This window comes from Nonomuraea recticatena, from assembly GCF_039533245.1.
Taxonomy (GTDB): domain Bacteria; phylum Actinomycetota; class Actinomycetes; order Streptosporangiales; family Streptosporangiaceae; genus Nonomuraea; species Nonomuraea roseola.
This window is the reverse complement of the sequence record NZ_BAAATE010000135.1, coordinates 1-883: the sequence shown is the minus strand read 5'-3', so window position 1 is coordinate 883 and position 883 is coordinate 1. Positions and strand designations below refer to the sequence as shown.

At 66.8% G+C, this 883-nt stretch carries 2 protein-coding genes and 1 pseudogene; 1 reads left to right on the top strand and 2 read right to left on the bottom strand.

The window, feature by feature from the left end; translation table 11 throughout:
• A partial coding sequence (locus tag ABFX50_RS50755) for a hypothetical protein (RefSeq protein WP_346158511.1) occupies positions 1–264 on the bottom strand: 264 nt, incomplete at its 3' end.
• A 135-nt stretch (positions 265–399) separates the two neighbouring features.
• Between ABFX50_RS50755 and ABFX50_RS50750 the strand changes: the two genes are divergently transcribed.
• Positions 400–570, top strand: coding sequence for a hypothetical protein (locus ABFX50_RS50750; RefSeq protein WP_346158509.1), 171 nt, complete (start codon positions 400–402; stop codon positions 568–570).
• 85 nt (positions 571–655) lie between these two features.
• Here the strand turns inward: ABFX50_RS50750 and ABFX50_RS50745 are convergent.
• Positions 656–786 (bottom strand): annotated as a pseudogene (locus ABFX50_RS50745) (IS701 family transposase); the annotation flags it as partial.
• Positions 787–883: the final 97 nt, after the last annotated feature.

Genomic DNA, 883 nt, shown 5'->3' with positions numbered 1-883 from the left:
CGATTGGCGGCTGTTCGTGCCGGCGTCATGGGATGAGGAGGTGGCTGATGCCGCCACCCGTTCGGAGGTGGCCGCGCGACGCGAGCGTTGCGCGATCCCGTGCCAGGAGCGCATCGCCCGAAATGGATGATGGCGGTGGAGATGCTCGATGCGCTGCTTCATCTCGCTGTTCGAGCCGGGGTGTCGGGGAAACAAGGCTGGGATCGCCTCCGCGCTCGCCACCACCTGCAGCGACTTGGGCATCTCGCTCGGCATCGCGATCATCGGCAGTGTCGGCCCCGCCGTGTATCGAGCCTAGGCCGACACCATACTGCCGGCCGGCCTACCGCCCGAGGCCGCAACCGCCAGCCGCGACAGCATCGGTGCGCGACCTCCGTAGCCCACGAGCTCCCCGCCGAGATGGGCAACGCGCTGCTGACCTATGCTCGCGAGGCTTTCGCCAGTGGTCTGAACGTCGCTGCCGTCACCACCGCCGCCATCGTCGCCGCTGCGGCGGTTCTCGCGCGTGCCAGGCTCCGTCACGTCCCCGCAACCGATCAGCCGACCGAGGGCGAACATGCTCCGGCCTGACCACGATCGAACCAGTCGTCTGGGAGATACCGGTTTTCGTGCGCGCCAAGGGAGACCGACGGGGGTCTGAGGCGTGTCCGGCGGTGACGGCCAGGTAGGCGCGGGTGAGCGTGGCCAGCGTGATATGCCGGAACCACGCTGGATTGCAGCTGGCCTGGTAGTGATCCAGGCCGGTCTCATTGATGGCCAAGGGAAGCACTCCTCGATCGCCCAGCGGGGTCACGTCCAGCGAAGTGGTGTATGAGTTGACCTTCGCGTGATCCTGTTTCTGCAGGTTAAGCGGTAAGTGTCTGCGGGATGGGGTTGTGCTGCG

What these genes read in the sequence shown, in the direction of transcription:
- ABFX50_RS50750 (WP_346158509.1), top strand. Translation starts at nt 400, where the DNA reads ATGGGCAACGCGCTGCTGACCTATGCTCGCGAGGCTTTCGCCAGTGGT.